This is a genomic window from Paraburkholderia sp. BR13444 (assembly GCF_040948755.1).
Lineage (GTDB): Bacteria > Pseudomonadota > Gammaproteobacteria > Burkholderiales > Burkholderiaceae > Paraburkholderia > Paraburkholderia youngii.
The window spans coordinates 1-327 of the sequence record NZ_JBFPKM010000058.1; the positions used below are offsets into that span (position 1 = coordinate 1).

Sequence of the window (327 nt, forward strand, 5' to 3'; positions counted from 1 at the left end):
CGAGCGTGGATGCGGTCAACGGTGGCCAGTTGTACGGCACGGCGTCGAGCACGGCCCGGGCGCTGGGTGGTGGTTCGATCGTGCTTGCGGATGGCTCGATCAGCGCTCCGAAGTTCAGCGTGAGTGGCACGACGGTGTACAGCGTGGCCGAAGCCGTCACGAATCTCGACGGTCGCACGATGCAGAACACGGGCGACATTGCGCAGAACGCGTCCAGCATCACGAACGTGCAGAACCAGTTGTCAGAAGGCACGGTGGGTCTGGTCCAGCAGGACGCAACCAGTCGTGACATCTCGGTGGCAAAAGATGCTGACGGTTCGGTGATCA

General features: G+C 62.4%; 1 pseudogene. It reads left to right on the plus strand.

The features are described from left to right. Positions 1-327 (plus strand): annotated as a pseudogene (locus AB3X95_RS38975) (adhesin); the annotation flags it as partial.